We start from the raw sequence: 15465 nt of genomic DNA, 5'->3' as shown, positions 1-15465 counted from the left end.
GCCGCCCGTTCGGGTAGGATGGGAACGTGCGATTTGCCGGATTCCGTACCGGCCACTCCACCGCACGAATGTATGTGCTAGCGTGGTGAAACCGCAGCGCGGTCGCGCCGCCGATGGTTGCGAGCGAAACAGGTCGGCAGGATTGTGGACGCGCTTCGTCGTCAGTCGTCATTGCAAAGGAGTTCTCCCATGTGGACCAAGCCTGCCTACACCGATCTGCGTCTCGGTTTCGAAGTCACGATGTACGTGTCGAATCGCTGATCCGGCACGCCATCCGGAAAGCAAAGCCTCGGTCTGCCGAGGCTTTTTCTTTGCTTCGCCCTCCGGCCTCTCGACGCACCGCCATGCTCATACACATCCTCGGATCCGCCGCGGGCGGCGGCTTTCCGCAATGGAACTGCAACTGCGCGAATTGCGCGGGGTTTCGCGCCGGCACGGTCGACGCGCGAGCCCGCACCCAGTCGTCGATCGCGCTGTCCGACGACGGCACGAACTGGGTGCTGTGCAACGCGTCTCCCGACATTCGGGCGCAGTTGCAGGACTTCCCGCCGTTGCAGCCGGCGCGCGCGCTGCGCGACACCGGCATCGGCGCGGTCGTGCTGATGGACAGCCAGATCGACCACACCGCCGGCCTGCTGAGCCTGCGCGAAGGCTGTCCGCTGCAGCTGTGGTGCACCGACACGGTCCGCCAGGACCTGACCACCGGTTTTCCGCTGTTCAACATGCTCGAGCACTGGAACGGCGGGCTCGTCTGGAACCGCATCGCGCTCGGCGGCAGCTTCGCCGCGCCGGCCTGCCCGAACCTGCGCTTCACGCCGCTGCCGTTGCGCAGTGCAGCGCCGCCCTACTCGCCGCACCGTCACGATCCGCATCCCGGCGACAACATCGGCCTGCTCGTCGAGGATCGCCGCACCGGCGGCACGCTGTTCTATGCGCCCGGCCTCGGCGCGGTGGACGACGCGCTGCTGCAACGAATGAACGACGCGGACTGCGTGCTCGTGGACGGTACGCTGTGGGACGACGACGAGATGCAACGACGCGGCGTCGGCACGCGCACCGGGCGCGAAATGGGTCATCTCGCGCTGAACGGCCCGGGCGGCATGCTCGACGTGCTGGCGCGGGTGCCGGGCCCGCGCAAGGTGCTGATTCACGTCAACAACACCAACCCGATCCTCGACGAACGCTCCGTCGAACGCGCGGAATTGCGGCAGCGCGGTATCGACGTCGCCTTCGACGGGATGGACATCGTGCTATAAAAAATGCATGGCGCCACCGCGACGCACATCGCGATCGCGCGCAGTCGGCGGCGGTACGCCGTGCGCCGTGCGCCCCTTACCCCCCAACGTCATGGAATCGTCGATGAGCCAACCCGCTCTGACTCCGGCCCAGTTCGAACAGGCGCTGCGTGCAAAGGGTGCCTTCTATCACATCCACCACCCGTACCACGTCGCGATGGTCGAGGGCCGCGCGACGCGCGAGCAGATCCAGGGCTGGGTCGCGAACCGCTTCTACTACCAGGTCAACATTCCGCTGAAGGATGCGGCGATCCTCGCGAACTGCCCGGACCGCGAGGTGCGCCGCCAGTGGGTGCAACGGCTGATCGATCACGACGGCGCGGCCGGCGATGAAGGCGGCATCGAAGCATGGCTGCGGCTGGGTCAGGCGGTCGGTCTGGACCCCGCGGAGTTGCGCTCGCAGGCACGCGTGCTGCCCGGCGTGCGTTTCGCCGTCGACGCTTACGTCAATTTCGCGCGCCGCGCGAACTGGCAGGAAGCGGCAAGCAGTTCGCTCACCGAGCTGTTTGCGCCGCAGATCCATCAGTCGCGTCTCGATACGTGGCCGCGCCATTACCCGTGGATCGACCCGGACGGTTACGCGTATTTCCGCATGCGCGTCGGCCAGGCGCGCCGCGACGTCGAGCACGGCCTCGAGATCACGCTCCGGCATTGCACGACCTACGACAGCCAGCAGCGGATGCTGGAAATCCTGCAGTTCAAGCTCGACGTGCTATGGACGATGCTCGACGCGATGGCGATGGCTTACGAGCTGAATCGGCCGCCCTATCACACCGTCACCGACCAGCCCGTCTGGCACAAGGGAATCACGCCATGAACTTCGACAGGAATCGCGTGCCGCGCTGGCGGCCGGGTTTTCGCTTTCAGTTCGAGCCGGCGCAGCATGCGCACGTGCTGCTGTACCCGGAAGGCATGGTCAGGTTCAACGAAAGCGCGAGTGCGATCGGCGGGCTGATCGACGGCACGCGCAGCGTCGCGGACATCGTCGCGCATCTCGAACGGCAATTCCCGGACGTACCCGAACTCGGCGTCGACGTCGAAGGTTTCATGGAGACCGCCCGTGACCAGCACTGGATCGAATTCGCGTGAACCGCCGACATCCGACGCGACGCGAGCCGCGACCGGATTGCCGCTGTGGTTGCTGGCCGAGCTCACGTACCGCTGCCCGCTGCAGTGTCCGTACTGCTCGAACCCGCTCGATTTCGCCCGCCACGGCGACGAGCTCGACACGGCACAGTGGTTCAGGGTCATGGCCGAGGCGCGCGAGATGGGCGCCGTGCAGATCGGCTTCTCGGGCGGCGAACCGCTCGTCCGGCCTGACCTGCCTGACCTGATCGGCGAGGCGCGCCGCCTCGGCTTCTACACGAACCTGATCACGTCGGGCATCGGCCTCACCGAGCAGAAGATCGCCGAATTTCGCCGCGCCGGCCTCGATCACATCCAGATCAGCTTCCAGGCGAGCGACGCGACCGTCAACAACATACTCGCCGGATCCGAAAAGGCATTCGCGCAAAAGCTCGCGATGGCACGCGCGGTCAAGGCACACGGTTATCCGATGGTCCTGAACTTCGTCACGCACCGGCACAACATCGACGACATCGACCGGATCATCGAGCTGTGCATCGCACTCGACGCGGATTACGTCGAGCTCGCGACCTGCCAGTATTATGGATGGGCCTATCTGAACCGCCGGGCGCTGCTGCCCACCCGCGCGCAGCTCGAGCGCGCCGAGCGCATCACGAACGAATACCGGGCGACGCTCGCGGCGGCGCACAACCCGTGCCGGCTGATCTTCGTCACGCCGGACTACTACGAGGAGCGGCCGAAGCCGTGCATGAGCGGCTGGGGCAGCCTGTTCCTGATCGTCACGCCGGACGGCACGGCGCTGCCATGCCACGGCGCACGACAACTGCCGATCGCCTTTCCGAACGTGCGGGACCACGGCCTGCGGCACATCTGGTACGAGTCGTTCGGATTCAACCGCTTCCGCGGCGACGACTGGATGTCCGAACCGTGCCGGTCGTGCGACGAAAAGAAGAAAGACTTCGGCGGATGCCGCTGCCAGGCATACATGATGACCGGCGATGCTGGCGTGGCCGACCCTGTGTGTGCCAAGTCGCCCCATCACGATCGGGTCGTGAAAGCACGCGAGGCCGCCCTCGCGCCGCTGCAACCCGTCGCGCAACTCGTGTTCCGCAACGCGCGCAACTCGCGTGAATTGACGAAGACCTGAACGGCGCGCCGCGGGCGCCGCGGTGCGCGGCCGATTGCCGATTGCCGGCCGCCGGCTGTTTCCGGATATCGAACGCAATGTTCGCGCATTGCATCGGACCGGCTCACTATAATTCGGTCGAACGAATCCGGCCGACAGGCCCATTACCGGAGCAGACCATGACCGATCTCCATATCGTCGCCGTGCTGTACGCGAAGGAGGGACAGGAAGCGCAACTGCGTGAAGACCTGATCGCCCTCGCTGCTCCGTCGCAAAACGAAGAAGGCAATCTGCGCTACGAGGTGCATGTCGATTGCGAAGATCCGCGCCGGTTCGTTTTCGTCGAGCATTGGGCGAATCCCGAGCTGCGAGAAAAGCATCACACGCAAGGCGCGCACATTCTGAATTTCCACGCCAACGGCGTGAAGAATGTCGAGCGAGCGGAAGTCTTCAAGCTGTCCCGCCTCGCCTGATTTCAGGGTCGGCCCGCGACGCGCCGGCCGGCAGCACACCGCCCGCAGCATTCCCGCGAAAGAACTGCCCGGACGGCTCGCGACGATGTCCGGGCCTGCGTTCCTCGCTACCGCGTCCGATCGCGAAGGCGGCGTGCGATCGAACGCGAACGGCGCGCCGCAGCGCGCCTGCGCTCACTGCTTGGGAACCGCAAACGCATAGAGCTTGTGACTGTCGCCGGCGTAGGGCAGCCCGAGTACCTTCGTGTGATAGCCGGTACCCCAGTAAACGGTGCCGTCGACGATCGCGGCGCCGGCCACGACCGCGCCACCGCTGTCGAACTTCCACTTGATGTCGCCGGTGGCCGCATCGAGCGCGTACATGTTCGCGCCGGTGCCGGCGAGCGAGCCGGCATAAACCACGCCGTCGGCCTCCGACATCGCGACCGTGTCCATCGTCTGCTGCGGATCCGCCGTGCGCCAGAGCACCTTCCCCGTGGCCGCATCGACGGCGGCCCAGATCCCGCCGGTGGTCGACGTCATGCCCTGCGGCCCATTGACGGCGATCGATTCGTGGTTCATGTTGCCGATCGACACGTAGATCCGCTTGCCGTCGGCGGCCGTGCCCCACAGCATGCCGCCCAGCAGGCTGCCCGGGCCGACCTGCGTATGCCACACCACCTTGCCCGTCTTCGGTTCGAGTGCCCAGTAGACGCCGCTCTTCTGCCCGGCGCCGAGCAACGTGCGCGTATGCCCGCCGATCGTCGTGGTGAACAGGTTCGGCCCCGAGCCGAAGTCGAAATCGGGACCGTCGTTGTGATCGTAATTCGTCGACATGTCGGCCGGCAACGTTCGGGTCGCCCAGGCGATCTTGCCGGTCTTCAGATTGAGCGCGACGAAGCTGTCGATATGATTGGCCGGCGAGCCCGGTTTGCACTTGGTCTGCGTCGGATACCGGCACACGCCCTTCGGGACGGTGAAGTTGTTGCCCGTCGTCACGTACAGCAGGCCGGTCTGCCGATCGACGACCGGCGTGTTGCCCCAGACCGAGCCGCCGGTGTAGCCTTCGGGCACCATGTACGTCTTCCACAGCAGCTTGCCGGTCGTCGCATCGAGTGCGACCACGCTGCCGCGGTACGTGGGCACGTCCTTGAGCGCTTCGGCCCGCGACGACACTCCGACATAGACGACACCGTCGTCGACGACCGGCGAGCTGGTGATGATCGCCGACGGATCCGCTTCAACCTGCGTGCGCCATTGCGGCGAGCCGTCGTCGGCCTTGATGCCGAGCATGAACGCGCCGGTCGGATTGTTCGCGAGCTGCGTGCCCTGGCCGATCACCAGCGTGCCGTTCCAGTACGCCGGGGTTGTACGCGACGCATCGTTCGGAATCCCGCTGTAGTCGCTGACTTTCCTGTGCCATTTCACCTGCCCGCTCGCCGCGTCCACGGCCCACAGCGTCCCGCCGAAGTCCGGCACATAGACGACACCGCCGACCACCGCCGGCGTCGCCGATACGTTGCCGTCCGTGTCGAGCGTCCATCTCGGTGCGAGCTTCGCGACCTCGTCGGGCCCGATTCCTTTCCCGGCCGGCGCGCTGCGCGTATTGCGAACGTTTTGCCCGGCCATCGGCCAATCCGTCGCGCTCTGCGCGAAAGCGCCGCTGCCCGTGACGACGGTTCCCGTCAACACGACGGCGGCCATGATCGCCGAACGCCGCCCGTGCAACCAGGAAGGCCGGTACATGCTTGTTCTGCTGAACGCCTTCTTCATTTTTCCCTCTCTATGAGATGGTGGATCGGGGGACCAGCGCCAAACAGTTGTATGAACAAATATCTGCATCCGTTGCGCGTCATGGCGAACGACGACGTCGACGCGAAGTGCGCGTAAGGCAAGCATAGGAGAGCACTTCAACGTCTTACAAGCACGACCTGAGGACGCGGAACGACTCCATCCCCTTCGCAATCAATTGGACTCCTGCCCGATCGTTTGATTACTGTCGCGACTGGATTGCGCCGGGTACGCGACCGCCCGGTCCCGCGCCTCATCATCGCCCCGTATTCACCGGTGAACAACGGGGTTTTCGGCAACCCATGGTTTCCGTTTTTTCGATGCTCACGCGTCGGCCATCGCGTCACGCGCCGGTCGCGGCCCACGGCGCGGCCGCGAGGCGCTCCGCCAGATAGTCGACAAACGCGGTCACGCGCACGGCGCGCAGATTGCCTGGAGGCGTCACGAGATTCACGCTGACCCGATCGATGCGCCAGTCGGGCAATACGTCGACCAGGTCGCCTCGTCTCAGCGCGTCCCAGACGACGAACTCCGGTTGCAAGCCCACGCCGCGGGCTGCCAGCAGCGCGGGAACGATCACGTCGGCATTGTTGCTGCGAATGCTGCCGCGCACGGTCACCGCGAATGTCTGTCCGTCCGCATGGCGAAACTGCCATAGTTCGGGCGTCGCCAGTCCCGTGTAGACGAGACAGGCGTGTCGCGCGAGATCGCGCGGGTGGGTTGGCCGTCCCCATCGTTGCAGATAAGCCGGAGAAGCGACCAGCGGGTAATTCATCGCGCAGAGCCGGCGCGCCCGCAACGACGAATCGGCGAGTTCCGCGATGAGCACGGCCACGTCGAACCCGCCCGCGACCACATCGACGATCCGGTCGGTGACGGAAAGGTCGATCTCCACCGCCGGATAGCGCTCGAGAAACGCCGGAATCAACGGCGCGACATAGCGGCTCGCGAACGACATCGGCGCGGCCACGCGCACCAGACCGCGCGGCTCCGTCGCGTGCGACGACGCCTCGGTCTCCGCCGCCGCCGCTTCGGTGAGGATGCGTATCGCTCGCGATCTCGCGATTTCGCCGGCCGGCGTCAGCGAGACCTGCCGCGAGTTCCGATACAACAACGCCGTGCCGAGCCGGCGCTCGAGCCGGGAAATGGCTTTCGACACGGTCGGCTGCGAAAGCTCGAGCGCTTCCGCGGCCCGGGCAAAAGAACCGGTTTCGAGCACGTGCGCGAAAATCGCCCACGCTTCGAGATCAGGGAGTATCTGCATCAGACAGCAAGCCTCCGGTCAGGCGTTCCGGCCGGTTCCGGCCGATACCGGTGCCGCTCGCTGCAGCGTTCGCGCTGCACGAGCACCACCGCCGATACCGTCTGCGCGATGCGCACACCGCTAGAACAGCGTATGAATGCCGATGCGGGCAATGGCCTGGTTCGCGCCGGACGAAGCGCCATCCGGGTCCAGCACCCCGTTGATGCGGGCCTGGGCGCCACTGTTGGCCCGCTGCCACGCGCCGCTCGCGTACACCATCGTCCGCTTCGACAGCGTGTACTGCACGGTCGCCGTCAATTGATGCGCGTGGTCGTTGTCGAGCGCCGCGTTGCCCTTCATGTACAGGTAGTCCGCGCCGATCCGGACCGGACCGGCGAACTGCCAGGTGCCGCCCCACTCGGCCATCCATACCGAACCGCCGGATGCCGCGTTATGCACGGTCGTCATCAGGGCGCTCAGCTTCGCCGGCCCGATCCGGTAGTGCGCGCCCGCGCCCCAGTTGCGTACGCTCGTCGCGGTGGAACCGGCTCGAGGGCCGTATTTCTCGTTGGTATACGCAGCGGCGGCACCGAACGGGCCGGCCTCGTAGTCCAGACTGGCGCTCACCGTATTGCCGGCTCCGATGGAGCCCGGCACACCGCCGAACCCGTAAAGCGCGCCCGCCCTCAACCCGTGGATGGCGGGGCTCACGTACTTGACGGCGTTCGCCACGCGCTGGCTGCCGGCCATCCGGTCCCAGTCGAACGCGCCGGTCGGATTGCCCGGCAGAGCGAGCTTGCGGAACGGGCCGTTGCGCAGGTTGTACAGGCCGGCGACATCGGCCGCGGCGTCGGTGCCGCTGAAAAACAGCGTCTCCGCCATGAATTCATACTGGTTACCGAGCGTCAGCGTGCCGAGCCGGTCGTTCTGCACGCCGACGTATGCGGTCCGTGCGAACAGGCCATTGCCGATCGTCGCGCCCGTACCGGGGGAAAGCTGGCTGACCAGCTGGAAAATGACCCGCGAGCCGCCGCCGATGTCTTCGCTGCCCCGCAAGCCGAGCAGGCTCGGCGTAAAGATCCCGTCGTCGAATTTCGCGTTGCCGTGACCGGCTTCGTTGCTGACGTAGCTGAGCCCCACGTCGAGTGCGCCGAACAACGTGACGCTGCTCTGCGCACATGCCATCGGCACAAGAGCAACCAGCAGCGGACCCGCGGCAATCCAACGCTTTCCGAACATCAGCAACCTTCTATTACTTGGTCGTCCGAATCAAAATGAACGGACTCCGCGAAAATTCCGCGCAGATACAGTGGTACAGCGATGCAGCTACGCACGCGCATGCCGTGCTTCGTTCTCGCGCGACGGTCGACACCCTTTGACGGGGACGAGTCTAGCGCATGGAACGGCGCGTCGACGTTCGGCCGCCGAGAACATAATGTTCTGCATCTCGCGGCTACGCAGTGCGGTATGGATCGCCTACACTCGATCGGTGCACGCGCAGACGCTCGACGATCGAACCGTCGAACCGAAGCCGGGATGCCCATATTCCCGGCAGCATCGACGCCGGTAATGATTCTCGTTCGTTTCTGCGCGCCGCGATCGACGCGATTCCGGTACGCGAGTACATCCACGCCGCTCGCCGCGCTTGACATCCGCCAATGTAAGCCTTCGGGAATTGCCTGCCAAAATGCGGGCAATTCTGGCTCCGGCGTCGATACTTGCGCAACGCCGCCGCCCTATCGACGTCGCGCCATGGATGTCAGTATCCGTCTTTCGGCCGACAAATCTCGGCAAGAATATCGAGACCCCGTGCCGGTTCCCGTACGAAAGGATTAGTCTCGTCCCACGCGTAGCCGGCCAGGATCGAGCAGATCATGTCCTTCACGTCCGATGCCTTGTCCTCATGGAACACGATGTCCTGCAACGCCCCCGAGTACCAACGCTCGACGAACGCGCGGAAGGTGTCGATACCCTTGCGCAGCGCGATGTCGTAGTCGCGCGACCAGTCGACCGACTCGCCGCGCAACTGACGCTCGAGCGCGGCGACCGCCAGATGGGCCGAGCGCATCGCGATCGTCACACCCGACGAAAAGATCGGATCGAGGAATTCGCCCGCGTTTCCGAGCAGCGCATAGCCCGGCCCGTGCAGGCGCTCGACATTCGACGCATAGCCGGAGATGCGCCGCACCGGCATCGCGAACGGCTTGCTCCCGACCAATCGCGACAGGGTCGGCTCGCTCTGCAGCAATTCACGCAGTAACGATGCCTGCCGGGACTCCGGCACGTCGAGGAACCCGGCATCGGCCACACATCCGACCGACGAGCGCCCGTTCGTCAGCGGGATCATCCAGAACCACACGTCGCGCCGCTCCGGATGGACGGCGATGCAAATCTTGTCGCGATCGGTCGAACCGGCAGGCAGGCTGTCTTCAACGTGTGAAAAGATTGCCGCGCGCGTCGGCAGTCCGGTAGGCGCCTCGAGGCCCAGCAATCGCGGCAACACGCGACCAAACCCGCTCGCGTCGAGCACGAACGACGCGTGAACGGAATAGTCTTGGCCGGCTTCGTCGACGACGTCGAGACGCGGCGTATCGCCGGGCGCGAACGCACGCACTGTATGGCCGAATCGTACGTCCGTGCCTTGTGCGGCCGCGCAGCGGATCAGCAGATCGTCGAACGCAGCACGTTCGACCTGGTAGGCCGTTCCCCAGCCTTCGGAAAATTTCTCGCGGAAATCGAACGACGACATTCTGTCGCGGTAAACGAAATACGCACCGTTCTTGAACTGGAAGCCCGCCTCGACGACCGCCTGCAGCATGCCCGCCTCCTCGAGATACTGCATGCTCTGTGGCAACAGGCTTTCCCCGATCGAGAAGCGCGGAAAATGCTGGCGTTCGAGTACCAGCACCGAGCGGCCGGCCTTGCACAGCAGAGCGGCCGCAACGGCACCGGACGGCCCTGCTCCGATGATCGCGACGTCGACGGAATTCGATCTCATATGGTTCATGCTTGCCAATTCATTTCGATTGATTGGGTATCTTATGTTTCTCACGCCATGATCCGGCGTGGCAAACTACAATAGGTGCTCAACAAATCCAAGATTACGACGAGAGACCCATGACGTCCCACCACACGCACGCTCCCGCCTATGTTCCCGAAACCCGCTTCGGCATCTGGTTTCTTCGCACGTACACGTGGGAGCATCATGTGCTCAGGGTTGCCATCGACGATCTGAAACGACTCATCTCGGCACCGCTGCCGACCGCGCCCGTCATCGTCGATGCTGGCTGCGGCCAGGGGAAGTCGTTCCGCCTGCTGTCCGATGCATTCTCGCCCGCCAGGATCATCGGCATCGATTGCCACAGCGAGTCGCTCGAACATGCAGCGACAGAAGCCCGTCGCTGCGCTACGCCTGTCGAACTGCATCATGCCGACTGTACGCGGATTCCGCTCGCAGATTCGAGCGTCGACATCGTCTTGTGCCATCAGACCTTTCACCATCTCGTCGACCAGGAGCATGCGCTGAGCGAGTTTCGCCGCGTGCTGAAACCTGGCGGCCTGCTGCTCTTCGCGGAATCGACCGACGCGTACATCAAGTCATGGGTAATCCGGCTACTGTTCCGTCATCCGATGGAGGTTCAGAAAAGCGCCGATGGCTACCTCGCCATGCTCCGTCACGCCGGGTTTGCATTCGAATCCCGCAACGTGTCGTTTCCGTATCTGTGGTGGAGCCGCGCCAAAGACTTCGGCCTGCTCGAGCGCATCGGCCTGTACGCGCCGAAGCCCGGCAAGCGCCGCGAAACGCTGGTCAACGTGGCCGCACGCAAGCCTGTCTGAGCCGGGCCACCGTTCGGCGGCCCGCGCCCGCTGCGTGCCCGTTACGGCTTCAACGTCACCACCTCGCCCGTCAGGGCGGCGCCGGCTACGATCGCACCGGCGCCGCACGTGTACTCGGTCGAGCTCGAACGCAACACGTTGCGATAGTTGCTCTTGATGCCGATGACGGCATTGCCGCCTTCCTTTCGCGCGCGCGCCTGGAGTTCGAGCACGGCCGACAGGAACACATGCTGGCACGCCGCCTCGTCGCTCTTGCCGAACGAGTTGGTCTTCTTGTTGGTCGCGAATGAACCATACGACCTGAGGACGCGCGGATGCGCCTGATCGCCGAAATACAGCGCGACGCCGTCATCGAGCTTGCCTTCCTCGCTCTTCAACGCGCTCTCGATCGGATAGTCGTTGATCGTGTCGCGTGCGTATGCGGCCGGCGCCGCGAACGTCGCGGCGAGCAATGTCAATGCAATACGATATTTCACGTCTACTCCGTTATTGTGTGTTCAGTTGCACGACATCGCCCGATACGGCGATCGCACCGGCGCTGGCGCTTACGCCGCACGTATATTCGGCCGTCGAATTCGAACGCGTTTCATGAAAGCGCGTCGTCACATTGATGACCGCGTTGCCGCCGTGATTCTTCGCATAAGTGCGAAGGCGATTCAGTGCCTCGGCCAGCGCCTGCTCGCACGTCGGCTGCTCGGTTTGAGTCCCGCGCTGAACACGCACGGACTCCGAACGCGGACCGATGCTGGCCTTCACGTCCGGATGCGGCTGCGCACCGAAATAGATCGCGACGCCACTCGCGTCCGCTGCCGTCGCTGCCGCCGGCAGGGGCAGCGAACGGACCACGGTGCCGCACCCCGTCAGCAACGATGCCGCGACCAACATGCCGGCCAGATGTCGTTTGTGCTTCATTGTTATCGTCCTCTCAGCTCAGTAATTTCACATCAATCGCCCTTCCAGGCGTCCAACAACACACTTGCACAGCTGCCGCCGAAGCCGAACGAAATCGACAGCGCGCGGCCGATCGTCGCTTCGCGTGCGTCGCGCACGAGCGGCATGCCGGCGACTGCGGGATCGGCGTCGCTGCCGACGGCCGTCCCCGCGACGAAACCGTCGCGCATCATCAGGAGCGTATAGATCGCCTCATGTGCACCGCTCGCGCCAAGCGGATGCCCCGTCATGCCTTTCGTCGACGAGAACGCCGGCACGTCGCCGCCGAATACGTCGACAAGTGCATTCAGTTCCTCGATGTCGCCGAGCGGTGTCGACGGCGCGTGCGTGTTGACGTAGTCCGGGCGTCGTTCGCAGCCGGCGAACGCGGCGCGCATTGCCCGTGCGATGCCCGGCGCGTGAGGCGCCGCCATGCCGGCGCTGTCCGTGCATTGACCGAACCCGGCGACCTCCGCGTAGATTCGCGCGCCGCGCGCACGCGCATGCTCGAGCGATTCCAGCACGAGAATGCCGGCACCGGCCGCAATCACGAAACCATCGCGGCCGAGCGAATACGGGCGCGACGCGCATTCCGGCGTGCCGTTGAAACCGCTCGACAACGCGCCCATCGCGTCGAACATCAACGTCATGTTGTCGTGCAAAGCCTCGCTGCCGCCGGCCAGCACGATGTCCTGGCAGCCGGCGCGAATCAATTGCGCCGCGTGCCCGATCGCCAGCGCCCCGCTCGTGCAGGCGGACGACGGCGAGTACGACACGCCTTCGATACCGAACAGCTGCGCAACGGATGCCGACGCCGTACTGCTCATCGCCTTCGGGACGACATAGGGCGGCGTCTTGTCGATGCCGCGCTGCCATGCGATCGCCATCGCGTCGTCGTATTCGGCCATCGATCCGATTCCCGAACCGATGATCGCGCCCGCACGCGGCGAGCGGAGCCGTTCGGCATCGAGGCCTGCATCGTCGAGCGCTGACGCGGCTGCGTGCGCGGCAAAGCGCGCCGTATCGCCCATGAAGCGCTCGTGTTTGCGCGCGAAGCGCGCGTCCGATGCGACGGACGCCACGCCCGCGATCTGGCTGCGAAAGCCGCGCGCGCGCCATGCGTCGACGCGGCTCACGCCCGAGCGACCGGCGCGCAGCGCGGCCGCCACTTCGTCCAGCGCGTTGCCGAGGCACGACACGATGCCGAGCCCCGTGACGACCACGCGCGACGCCGCGCCGCCGATCGCCGTCACGCGGTGAAGCGCCGGAAAACCAGCGACGTGTTGATCCCGCCGAACGCGAAGTTGTTGCTCATCACGAATTCCGCGTCGATCCGGCGCGCGTCCCCGACAATGTAGTCGAGCGATGCGCAGGCCGGATCCACCGTCTCGAGATTGATGGTCGGCACATACCAGTTGCGCTTCATCATCTCGATCGTCCACCACGCCTCGAGCGCACCGCACGCGCCCAGCGTGTGCCCGACATAGCTTTTCAGCGAGCTGATCGGCATGCGCTCGCCGAACACGGACGCCGTCGCGTGACTCTCCGCCACATCGCCGCGATCGGTCGACGTGCCGTGCGCATTGACGTAGCCGATTGCACCGGGGTCGATCGAAGCATCGCCCAGTGCGAGACGCATCGCTATCGCCATCGTCTCGGCCGTCGGCTGGGTGATGTGCGCACCGTCGGAATTGCACCCGAAGCCGACGATCTCGGCGTGGATCGTCGCACCGCGCGCAATCGCGTGCTCGTGTTCCTCGAGCACGAGCGTCGCGGCACCTTCCCCGACCACCAGGCCGTCGCGAGCGGCATCGAACGGACGCGGCGTCAGATGTGCGGCATCGTTGCGCGTGCTGGTCGCGTACAACGTGTCGAACACCGCCACCGCGGGCCCCGACAATTCTTCGGCGCCGCCCGCGAGCATCAGCGTCTGCTTGCCCGTCGCGATCGCCTCGTATGCATAACCGATCGCCTGACTGCCCGACGCGCACGCGGACGACGTCGGCACAATTCGGCCCTTCAGATCCCAGAACAGGCTGACGTTGACCGCGGTCGTATGCGGCATCATCTGTACGTAACTGTTCGACGTGACGTCTCGCATCGAACCCGTTTCGATCATCGTGCCGAACGCCCTGATCGGTTCGACCGACCCCGACGACGATCCGTACGCGACACCCATCCGGCCATCCCGGATCGACGGGTCGTCGGTCAATCCCGCGTCCGCCAGCGCCAGTTCGCTTGCACGCACGGCATACATCGACACCGGCCCCATCGATCGCGTCTTCTTGCGCGGATACGTTTTCGGCAGCTCGAAGGCCGGCAACGGACACGCGAGCCGCGTATGCAACGCTTCGTAGCAATCCCATTCCGGCATGCGCCGCACCGCATTGCGCCCTTCACGCAATCGCGCCTCGATTTCCTGCCAATGCTGACCGAAGGCAGTCACGCCACCCATTCCCGTCACGACCACTCGCTTCATCACACCATCCCGCCGTTGACACCGATCACTTGCCGGGTGACGTAGGTCGCCGCATCCGACATCAGGAAGCCGACTACCGCCGCGACTTCGTCGGGCTGGCCGACGCGACCCATCGGCACCGTCTTCAATACATGCTCCAGCGGCATGTCGTCGAGCATGCCGGTGTCGACCAACCCGGGTGCCACGCAGTTGACCGTGATCTTGCGCGATGCCAGCTCCACCGCGAGTGCCTTGGTCGCGCCGATCAGGCCAGCCTTCGCGGCGCTGTAATTGACCTGGCCGCGATTGCCCATCACCCCCGACACGGATGCGATCGTCACGATACGGCCGCCACTGCGCAGGCGCACCATCGGCATCGTCAGCGGATGGACGATGTTGTAGAACCCGTCCAGCCCGGTTTCGATCACAATGTCCCAGTCTTCCTCGGACAGCGCCGGGAATGCGCCGTCACGCGTCACGCCCGCATTGCAGACGATCCCGTAGTAAGCGCCGTTCGCTTCGACATCGGCTTCCAGTTCACGCCGGCACGCCGCACGATCGCGCACGTCGAACTGCAGTACGCCCGCCGTGCCGCCCTGCGCGCGAATCTCTGCGGCGACCGCTTCCGCGTCGGCACGGCCGGTGCGGCAATGAACCGTCACGGCAAAACCGTCCGACGCCACACGCAGTGCCACCGCGCGGCCGATGCCGCGGCTCGCTCCTGTCACGAGAACTCGCCGTGTCATGAATTGAAGCTCCCTTCGATGAAAGATTGAAAATCGTCCGGTTGGTACACCTTGACGACGGCTTCCGCGCAACACTCGCCTGCGGCATGAATCGCACACTCGTACGCGCCGTGCCCCTCGTCGCCGCGCAACAGCTCACGGGCCACGATGCGCAACACCGTATCCGCACCGAACGCCGTACGATGCGCGACGTAGCGGTTCGCACCGAGCAACACGCCCGGTTTTGCGCGGCCGCCCGCGTGGGCGGCAAGCAGGCCGACGTGCGCGGCGATAGCCTGCGCCATCAGTTCGATGCCGATCCACGCCGGCATCGCCCCGTTGCCGTCGGCATACCACGCATCGCGGCGTGCGATCGCGCTCACCTCGATACCCGTTTCCGAGCAGCGCTCGATTGCATCGAGCAGCAGCATCGTGCCGCGATGCGGCAACACGTCAGTCACGTTGCCGACGGGAATGTCCGCGCCACCGTGCAGCGCATCGCTCAATGATCCGGCATGCATG

General features: G+C 65.2%; 17 protein-coding genes. 7 read left to right on the top strand and 10 right to left on the bottom strand.

Annotated features, from left to right (window positions below):
- The first annotated feature begins 189 nt into the window (after positions 1–189).
- The 6 genes from pqqA to Q3A80_RS09590 all read left to right on the top strand — a co-directional run bounded on the left by pqqA (position 190) and on the right by Q3A80_RS09590 (position 3980).
- A complete protein-coding gene (pqqA, locus tag Q3A80_RS09615) occupies positions 190–261 on the top strand; it encodes a pyrroloquinoline quinone precursor peptide PqqA (protein WP_124485082.1) in 72 nt (23 codons plus the stop codon).
- A gap of 83 nt (positions 262–344) precedes the next feature.
- Positions 345–1256 (top strand): pyrroloquinoline quinone biosynthesis protein PqqB, encoded by a 912-nt coding sequence (gene pqqB / locus Q3A80_RS09610; RefSeq protein WP_446328807.1) that lies wholly within the window; start codon positions 345–347, stop codon positions 1254–1256.
- A gap of 103 nt (positions 1257–1359) precedes the next feature.
- Positions 1360–2112: a pyrroloquinoline-quinone synthase PqqC gene (gene pqqC, locus Q3A80_RS09605; RefSeq protein ID WP_446328806.1), complete on the top strand. Its 753-nt coding sequence runs from the start codon at positions 1360–1362 to the stop codon at positions 2110–2112.
- Positions 2109–2384, top strand: coding sequence for a pyrroloquinoline quinone biosynthesis peptide chaperone PqqD (gene pqqD / locus Q3A80_RS09600; protein ID WP_446328805.1), 276 nt, complete (start codon positions 2109–2111; stop codon positions 2382–2384). Before pqqC ends, pqqD begins: the two co-directional genes overlap by 4 nt.
- Positions 2356–3528 carry a pyrroloquinoline quinone biosynthesis protein PqqE gene (pqqE, locus tag Q3A80_RS09595; RefSeq protein WP_446328804.1) on the top strand — a complete coding sequence of 391 codons (1173 nt, stop codon included), beginning with the start codon at positions 2356–2358 and terminating at the stop codon, positions 3526–3528. Before pqqD ends, pqqE begins: the two co-directional genes overlap by 29 nt.
- A 158-nt stretch (positions 3529–3686) precedes the next feature.
- Positions 3687–3980, top strand: a complete 294-nt coding sequence (locus Q3A80_RS09590) for a putative quinol monooxygenase (RefSeq protein WP_446328803.1) — start codon at positions 3687–3689, stop codon at positions 3978–3980.
- 174 nt (positions 3981–4154) lie between these two features.
- Here Q3A80_RS09590 and Q3A80_RS09585 read toward each other — a convergent pair whose 3' ends face one another.
- The 4 genes from Q3A80_RS09585 to Q3A80_RS09570 all read right to left on the bottom strand — a co-directional run bounded on the left by Q3A80_RS09585 (position 4155) and on the right by Q3A80_RS09570 (position 10000).
- Positions 4155–5588: an outer membrane protein assembly factor BamB family protein gene (locus Q3A80_RS09585; protein WP_446328802.1), complete on the bottom strand. Its 1434-nt coding sequence runs from the start codon at positions 5586–5588 to the stop codon at positions 4155–4157.
- 505 nt (positions 5589–6093) lie between these two features.
- Positions 6094–7014, bottom strand: coding sequence for a LysR substrate-binding domain-containing protein (locus Q3A80_RS09580; protein ID WP_446328801.1), 921 nt, complete (start codon positions 7012–7014; stop codon positions 6094–6096).
- A 120-nt stretch (positions 7015–7134) separates the two neighbouring features.
- The gene (locus Q3A80_RS09575; RefSeq protein WP_446328800.1) at positions 7135–8232 is read right to left on the bottom strand and encodes a porin; all 1098 of its coding nucleotides are present in this window, start codon (positions 8230–8232) and stop codon (positions 7135–7137) included.
- 520 nt (positions 8233–8752) lie between these two features.
- Positions 8753–10000, bottom strand: a complete 1248-nt coding sequence (locus tag Q3A80_RS09570) for an NAD(P)/FAD-dependent oxidoreductase (protein ID WP_446328799.1) — start codon at positions 9998–10000, stop codon at positions 8753–8755.
- 110 nt (positions 10001–10110) lie between these two features.
- Here Q3A80_RS09570 and Q3A80_RS09565 point away from each other — a divergent pair, with 110 nt between their 5' ends.
- Entirely contained in the window at positions 10111–10830 is a 720-nt protein-coding gene (locus Q3A80_RS09565) for a class I SAM-dependent methyltransferase (protein ID WP_446328798.1), read from the top strand.
- 41 nt (positions 10831–10871) lie between these two features.
- Here Q3A80_RS09565 and Q3A80_RS09560 read toward each other — a convergent pair whose 3' ends face one another.
- The 6 genes from Q3A80_RS09560 to Q3A80_RS09535 are packed head-to-tail and all read right to left on the bottom strand — an operon-like array spanning position 10872 to position 15464.
- Positions 10872–11306 (bottom strand): excinuclease ABC subunit A, encoded by a 435-nt coding sequence (locus tag Q3A80_RS09560; protein WP_446328797.1) that lies wholly within the window; start codon positions 11304–11306, stop codon positions 10872–10874.
- Positions 11307–11316: 10 nt separating this feature from the next.
- Positions 11317–11742, bottom strand: a complete 426-nt coding sequence (locus Q3A80_RS09555) for a signal peptidase (protein WP_446328796.1) — start codon at positions 11740–11742, stop codon at positions 11317–11319.
- Positions 11743–11774: 32 nt separating this feature from the next.
- A complete protein-coding gene (locus Q3A80_RS09550; protein WP_446328795.1) occupies positions 11775–13013 on the bottom strand; it encodes a beta-ketoacyl synthase N-terminal-like domain-containing protein in 1239 nt (412 codons plus the stop codon).
- A complete protein-coding gene (locus Q3A80_RS09545) occupies positions 13010–14239 on the bottom strand; it encodes a beta-ketoacyl-ACP synthase (RefSeq protein WP_446328794.1) in 1230 nt (409 codons plus the stop codon). The genes Q3A80_RS09550 and Q3A80_RS09545 overlap by 4 nt, the downstream gene beginning before the upstream one ends.
- On the bottom strand, positions 14239–14964 hold the full coding sequence (locus Q3A80_RS09540) for a 3-ketoacyl-ACP reductase FabG2 (protein ID WP_446328793.1): 726 nt from the start codon (positions 14962–14964) through the stop codon (positions 14239–14241). The genes Q3A80_RS09545 and Q3A80_RS09540 overlap by 1 nt, the downstream gene beginning before the upstream one ends.
- The gene (locus Q3A80_RS09535; RefSeq protein ID WP_446328792.1) at positions 14961–15464 is read right to left on the bottom strand and encodes a hotdog family protein; all 504 of its coding nucleotides are present in this window, start codon (positions 15462–15464) and stop codon (positions 14961–14963) included. Before Q3A80_RS09535 ends, Q3A80_RS09540 begins: the two co-directional genes overlap by 4 nt.
- Position 15465: the final 1 nt, after the last annotated feature.

This window comes from Burkholderia sp. SR8, assembly GCF_052851275.1.
This window is presented reverse-complemented; position numbering and strand designations above follow the sequence as displayed.

Bases quoted from the DNA above. Each gene is read 5' to 3' on its own strand.
- pqqB (WP_446328807.1), top strand. From the start codon at position 345: ATGCTCATACACATCCTCGGATCCGCCGCGGGCGGCGGCTTTCCGCAA.
- pqqC (WP_446328806.1), top strand. From the start codon at position 1,360: ATGAGCCAACCCGCTCTGACTCCGGCCCAGTTCGAACAGGCGCTGCGT.
- pqqD (WP_446328805.1), top strand. From the start codon at position 2,109: ATGAACTTCGACAGGAATCGCGTGCCGCGCTGGCGGCCGGGTTTTCGC.
- Q3A80_RS09590 (WP_446328803.1), top strand. From the start codon at position 3,687: ATGACCGATCTCCATATCGTCGCCGTGCTGTACGCGAAGGAGGGACAG.
- Q3A80_RS09585 (WP_446328802.1), bottom strand. From the start codon at position 5,588: ATGGCCGGGCAAAACGTTCGCAATACGCGCAGCGCGCCGGCCGGGAAA.
- Q3A80_RS09580 (WP_446328801.1), bottom strand. From the start codon at position 7,014: ATGCAGATACTCCCTGATCTCGAAGCGTGGGCGATTTTCGCGCACGTG.
- Q3A80_RS09575 (WP_446328800.1), bottom strand. From the start codon at position 8,232: ATGTTCGGAAAGCGTTGGATTGCCGCGGGTCCGCTGCTGGTTGCTCTT.
- Q3A80_RS09570 (WP_446328799.1), bottom strand. From the start codon at position 10,000: ATGAACCATATGAGATCGAATTCCGTCGACGTCGCGATCATCGGAGCA.
- Q3A80_RS09565 (WP_446328798.1), top strand. From the start codon at position 10,111: ATGACGTCCCACCACACGCACGCTCCCGCCTATGTTCCCGAAACCCGC.
- Q3A80_RS09555 (WP_446328796.1), bottom strand. From the start codon at position 11,742: ATGAAGCACAAACGACATCTGGCCGGCATGTTGGTCGCGGCATCGTTG.
- Q3A80_RS09545 (WP_446328794.1), bottom strand. From the start codon at position 14,239: ATGAAGCGAGTGGTCGTGACGGGAATGGGTGGCGTGACTGCCTTCGGT.
- Q3A80_RS09540 (WP_446328793.1), bottom strand. From the start codon at position 14,964: ATGACACGGCGAGTTCTCGTGACAGGAGCGAGCCGCGGCATCGGCCGC.
- Q3A80_RS09535 (WP_446328792.1), bottom strand. From the start codon at position 15,464: ATGCATGCCGGATCATTGAGCGATGCGCTGCACGGTGGCGCGGACATT.